Origin of the sequence: Mesorhizobium sp. M8A.F.Ca.ET.021.01.1.1 (genome assembly GCF_003998025.1) — a bacterium.
Taxonomy (GTDB): domain Bacteria; phylum Pseudomonadota; class Alphaproteobacteria; order Rhizobiales; family Rhizobiaceae; genus Mesorhizobium.
Map to the genome: position 1 here is coordinate 1 of NZ_RZSJ01000429.1, position 5,473 is coordinate 5,473.

General features: G+C 59.7%; 5 protein-coding genes and 1 pseudogene. 2 read left to right on the forward strand and 4 right to left on the reverse strand.

The window, feature by feature from the left end; genetic code table 11:
- Positions 1-454, reverse strand: a 454-nt coding sequence (locus tag EOA36_RS26035) for a thiamine pyrophosphate-binding protein (protein ID WP_245464468.1), incomplete at its 3' end; no start/stop codon positions are given.
- Between the two features lie 407 nt (positions 455-861).
- Here EOA36_RS26035 and EOA36_RS26040 point away from each other — a divergent pair.
- A complete protein-coding gene (locus EOA36_RS26040; protein WP_335930831.1) occupies positions 862-1,446 on the forward strand; it encodes a sigma-70 family RNA polymerase sigma factor in 585 nt (194 codons plus the stop codon).
- A 333-nt stretch (positions 1,447-1,779) separates the two neighbouring features.
- Here the strand turns inward: EOA36_RS26040 and EOA36_RS26045 are convergent, their stop codons facing one another.
- Positions 1,780-2,610 carry a Ku protein gene (locus tag EOA36_RS26045; protein WP_127280005.1) on the reverse strand — a complete coding sequence of 277 codons (831 nt, stop codon included), beginning with the start codon at positions 2,608-2,610 and terminating at the stop codon, positions 1,780-1,782.
- A 179-nt stretch (positions 2,611-2,789) separates the two neighbouring features.
- Here EOA36_RS26045 and EOA36_RS38440 point away from each other — a divergent pair.
- Positions 2,790-3,060: pseudogene (locus tag EOA36_RS38440) on the forward strand (hypothetical protein).
- A 20-nt stretch (positions 3,061-3,080) separates the two neighbouring features.
- Here the strand turns inward: EOA36_RS38440 and EOA36_RS26055 are convergent.
- Positions 3,081-3,725: a response regulator gene (locus tag EOA36_RS26055; RefSeq protein ID WP_127280006.1), complete on the reverse strand. Its 645-nt coding sequence runs from the start codon at positions 3,723-3,725 to the stop codon at positions 3,081-3,083.
- Positions 3,726-4,214: 489 nt separating this feature from the next.
- Positions 4,215-5,393 (reverse strand): zinc-dependent alcohol dehydrogenase, encoded by a 1,179-nt coding sequence (locus tag EOA36_RS26060; protein WP_127280007.1) that lies wholly within the window; start codon positions 5,391-5,393, stop codon positions 4,215-4,217.
- Between the last annotated feature and the right edge of the window lie 80 nt (positions 5,394-5,473).

A 5,473-nucleotide genomic window follows, 5' to 3' on the forward strand; every position in this document is an offset into this window, starting at 1 on the left:
TGCGTGCCAAAGCGGTGCGGCACGCGAGACTGGCGACGTTTTCCATATGGGCGGCGTCGGAGACCTGAACATTGTAGACCGCAACGTCGTTGAACACGCGTGTGAGGTCGACATCCTGTTGGGTGAACGTCTCGATCAGATCGTGAAACTGCATTCCCGTGATTGCCAGGACTGGCGCCTGGTCAAGCTTCGCGTCGTAGAGCCCGGTCAAGAGATGTGTGCCGCCGGGGCCCGATGTGGCCAGGCAGACGCCCAGCTTTCCGGTCCATTTTGCATAGGCGCATGCCATGAACGCAGCCGATTCCTCATGCCTGACCTGGATGAACTTTATTTTTCCGCGCCTTGTGCGAAGCGCTTCCATGATGCCGTTTATGCCATCTCCCGGAAGGCCGAACACCACCTCCACATTCCATGCGATCAGTGTCTCGATGAGTATCTCTGCTGCGTTGGACATGCCGAATTGTCTCTCCGGTGGATGGCGACCGAACCGGCGAACGGCGAGTTGGTTCCTTGATACCGGAAATCAATGGAGTCAGGTCCGGTCTGTAGGTCAGGATCGGATGGAATCCGCCTAGGCGCGCTCCATTCACATGCCTGCGAGAGTAGAACCGCAATTTGCACTCCGCCGACCCGGAGCCTCGGCCCATTTCGCCGGTTCGATGTTGTGCCCCGGCTGGCCGGTCACGGCACCTAACTCCCCGTACCCAGCCTTGTTCCAAAAGCGCTGCTGGCGACGCCATGTCGTCCGACGCTTCGGCCCGGACATTATTCGCCGGAGCTTAAGGCGTGGCGGAACGAACCAAACAGCCGCGCATTAAGCTTAGGCTGCATTCACACTCGTACTGTTTGGGAGTTGGATCGTTGTCATCCGGACGCTATGCGTTGGTCAACAAGCCGAACGAAGAGAATTCCATCGTCGATCTTATACCCGCCCTCCGGGCTTTCGCGCGAACCTTCTGCCGTGTCCCCGATGACGCCGACGACCTTTTGCAGGAGACACTGACTAAGGGGCTTGCCAATACCGACAAATTCGAACCCGGAACACGCATGAAGTCGTGGCTCTTCACCATCATGCGCAACACGTATTACACCCGAATAAAAGCCGCCGTCCGGGAGGCGCCCGGTCTCCTCGATTGCGCGTCCTTACGCCCGATTTCGGAAGCCACGCAGGAATGGTCCGTCCAGAGCAGGGAGGTTCACCGTGCCATTCAGCAGCTGCCCGAACATCAGCGTGAGATCCTGATGCTGATCGGAGTGCTGGGGTTTAGTTATGAGGAAGCCGCCGATATATGCGGCTGCGCGATCGGGACGGTCAAAAGCCGGCTCAATCGGGCGCGCGCCGGCGTGCTGGAATCACTCGGCGAAAGGTCACTCAAGACACTGGTGGAACGGCGAGCACATTTGTCGGACGGACAGCTTGATCTCGGCACCGACCATCATCCCTGATGGGATTATCCAGCGATTGTCCAAGGGCCGAGTTCCCCGTGGATCAGTTTGTCAATTCCCGCCGCCGCTTTTCGACAAGCGCGTTCTGCAATTCGACGGCAAGTCGGATCAACCGATCGGGTACCTTCTCCTGTTCGATCGCGGTCAGGAGTGAAGCGATTTTCAAATCCACCAAGATACCAGTGGGAGGGGTGGTCTGGCTCGAGCGGGGCATCGTCGCCTCTGAGGAATGTCGATCTCTTCGCGTCCAGTGTGACGGCACGCGTCCCGCTTTGCAAGGAGGTCCGGCATGCGCGAACGACCTACATCCGCGGCTACGATTGATGGTGGCAACTAGGCCGATCTCTTCTTGGAGGCGGTAGCTTTGCCCTTCCGCGACCCGCTGCCCTCCTGCGCTAGGCTCTTGCGCAATATCTCGGCAAGGTTGACGACGTTCTCCTTTGGCCGGGGAGCGGATTTTGGCGGCGCTTCGCCTTTGCGCTTGGCTTCGATCATCGCGATCAGCGCATCTTCGTAAGTGTCTTCAAATTTCGAGGGATCGAACCTGGTCACTTTCTTTTCGATAAGCAGGCTGGCGATTTCGGTAAGGTCGGAATCGTATTCGACTTTCTTGATCTCCTTGAAAACGCTTTGCTCGGAGATTACTTCGCTGTCGCTGCGCAACTCGGTCAGAAGCATGCCTTTGCCGAAGGGCTGGATCAGGACTTCACGACCGCGCTGATAGAGGACCACACAAGAGCGGGCAGCGACCCTTTTCTTTTCCATGGCCTTGCGGATCACTTCAAAGGCCTCGGCCGCCGCGCCGTCCGCAGGGATCAGGTAATAGGGCTTTTCAAGGTAGCGTGTGTCGATATCGCCCAACTCGACAAATTCGCCGACCTCCAATGTATGGGCTGAGGTAAGCTTCAGCTTCTTGATCTCGTCAGGCTCGATGCGGACGTAGTCGTCAGTGTCGATTTCGAAACCCTTCACTTGATCCTCGGCATCAACGGCCTCCCCGGTTGCTTCATCGACATAGGCACTTTTGACCGGCAGCCCGTCCTTGCGATTGAGTATCTTGAAATGGATCCTGGAGGCCTCGCTGGTGGCGCCAATTATCTTCACGCCACAGGTGACGGATCCGACCTTCAAAAAACCTTTCCAAGCGGCTCGTGGCGCAACCATGCGGGACCTCTCAATCGCTGATGGCCACCAACGGATGCCGGTCGCAATTGTTCCTGGAACACCGCCGTCGGGATGGTGTTAGGCACCCTCGACGCCACGGGGAAGGCAGAACGTGGCGGCACCGAAATCGACAGGAGACCTCCTATGTCCGAAGCGCAGACGACAATCGACATGACGACATCCGCAAATAGGCAGAGGAGCGGAAAGGTAGGCCAGCCGGGTGCGCGGCCGGCGAGAAGGTGGCGTTCTAAGCATCGATTTCGGCGAACCGGAAGAATCATTCGTAGCTATCGAATGGGAAGAGTTCTTTCGTATCTTCGAGGACATGATCTGGCGTTTCTTCATCGGGCCAAGACCGGCGCCGGTAAGACCAGCCGCTTCAAAAAATTCGTCAAGCGTGACCGTATTAGAGCGACAGCCTCGGTCCGCGGCGCACGGATAGATCGGTAGCGCGTCGCGGCATTGCAGCCTCAGTTCAGAAGGCCGGCACCGTCGGAACTGACTACATTGTGCATGACGCGGTTCAGCCAATCCTCGGTGGAGAGCCCGGCCTGCCTTTGGTCGATATCGCGGAGCGCCAATTCGAGCGTCCTCTCGACCAGTCGATCGGAAGCGTTGACGTCTGCGAGTAGCAAACGCGCCGCCAGCCTCAGCTTGGGCAGAAGCGCGAACACGTCGTCGGGAGAGGTCGGCTTGTCGTCGTCGCGCGAGAACGGCGGGAACAAGGCATTGGAGACTTCCTTGCTGGTGGAGGATTTCCAAAGATTGCTGGCACAACGCAGATGCTCAGGAATGGTGATATCGCCTACGCCGCTGAAGAACACGAAGGGCACGCCCCGCCGGAGCAATTGGTCTGCGATAGGGGATACCCGGCGGCCGTTGATGTCGATATCCAGGATCGCCGCCTCGGCCGTCTGCGTATGTATCGCGGCCTGTTCGAGCGTGGCCGCCGGGCCCAGAATCACCGCGCCCATATTGCTGAAATAGCGTGCAAGGTCGTCGGCCAGCAACCATTCATCCTCGACGATAAGAAGCCGCACGCCTCGCAGATTGCGCACCCCACTATCCTTTCTTTGATCAAGAACGGACGTTGCCTGTTTGGCAAGACCGTTCATCCTGCGCGGCCTGCAGGCGCCTGGTCGACACCGAGCCCAAACCTGTCGCCGTAACCGGCTTTCTTTCGGTCAAACGCTTGGTCACTGAACACCGTCCGTCCTCGGCACAACGGATTTGGTCCCAGCTTGTTCCGTCGCCCGGCGCCGCGGCCGAGGCAGAGGGTTTCAGGTCGTCGCCGTTAGGCGGCGTTGCCCGGGATGGCTTCCAAGGTATCGGTATCCTCGGGGCCGGAAGTGTCAGTCAATCGGTTCATCCGTCGGTCGCGGCGTGGCGCCGGCCTGACGCTTTCGGCCGATGTTGCGATTGGCAGCGGGATTGTCGTGTGGTGTTGACTATAGGGTCGGGGCCGACGGTCTTGGGGCCACCGGCGGGCTCCGGCGTCGGTATCGGTTTCGTCCCCTCCGCGATGGAAAGCCGCTGGCACTTGGCGACCGGATGGCGGGTTTTGCGGCATCAGGTCATTCTTGGGTGGAAAGGCTGGTTCAGTCTCAGCCATGAGGCCGCATTACCACCTTGATGCAGCCATCCTGCTTGTCGCGGAAGGTCTTGTAGAGGTCGGGACCGGCGTCGAGATCCGCCCTGTGGGTGATGACGAAGGAGGGATCGATCTCGCCCTCCTGAACCTTGGCCAGGAGCGGTTCCAGGTAGCGCTGCGTATGTGTCTGACCCATCCGGAAGGTGAGCCCCTTGTTCATGGCGGCGCCAAACGGGATATGGTCGAGAAGTCCGACATAGACGCCGGGAACGGAGACCGTACCGCCCTTGCGGCAGCAGTAGATCGCCTCGCGCAGCACATGCGGTCTGTCGGTGCCGAGATAGACGGCTGCCTTCACTTTGTCGACCATGGCGTCGAAGCTGGCGCCCGGATCGGATTCGGTACCGACGCAATCGATGCAGCGGTCCGGGCCACGACCGCCGGTCATCGCCATCAGGGCGTCATAGATGTCGGAATTGCTGAAATCGAGCGTCTCGGCCCTGCCGTGGTCGCGGGCCATGGCGAGCCGCTCGGGAACCTTGTCGATGGCGATGACACGACCGGCGCCGAGCATCCATGCGCTTTGGATGGCGAATTGGCCGACTGGACCGCAGCCCCAGATCGCCACCGTGTCGCCCGGCTCGATGCCGGCATTCTCAGCCGCCATATAGCCGGTCGGAAAGATGTCGGACAAGAACAGCACTTGCTCGTCATCCAACCCGTCGGGCACTTTGATGGGGCCGACATCGGCGAACGGAACGCGCAGATACTCGGCTTGGCCACCCCAGTAGCCGCCGACCAGATGCGAGTATCCGAACAGGCCGGCCGGCGACTGTCCCATCACCTTGGCCGCCTCCTTGGCATTGGGATTGGAGTTGTCGCACAGCGAGAACAGCCCGCTTTTGCAAAACCAGCACTCGCCGCAGGAAATGTTGAAAGGCACCACGATGCGGTCGCCTTTCCTGAACTTCGAATGGCCCTTGCCGACTTCGACCACTTCACCCATGGTTTCATGGCCGAGCACGTCGCCCGACTTCATGGTCGGCATATAGCCGTTCATGAGATGCAGGTCCGATCCGCATATGGCGCAACACGTCACCTTGATGATAACGTCGCGGTCGTCCTCGATTGCCGGGTCGGCTACCTGTTCGCAGCGTATATCGCCTTTGCCGTGCCATGTGAGGGCTTTCATCATGTTGCTCCCTGGGCTGGAAGGGCCGATGCGATCGCGTCGGCCGGTGGATGTGGAAAGATGCGGGGCCGCCCGGGTGT

Coding starts and splice junctions, on each gene's coding strand:
- EOA36_RS26045 (WP_127280005.1), bottom strand. CDS start 2,610: ATGGTTGCGCCACGAGCCGCTTGGAAAGGTTTTTTGAAGGTCGGATCC.
- EOA36_RS26055 (WP_127280006.1), bottom strand. CDS start 3,725: ATGAACGGTCTTGCCAAACAGGCAACGTCCGTTCTTGATCAAAGAAAG.
- EOA36_RS26060 (WP_127280007.1), bottom strand. CDS start 5,393: ATGAAAGCCCTCACATGGCACGGCAAAGGCGATATACGCTGCGAACAG.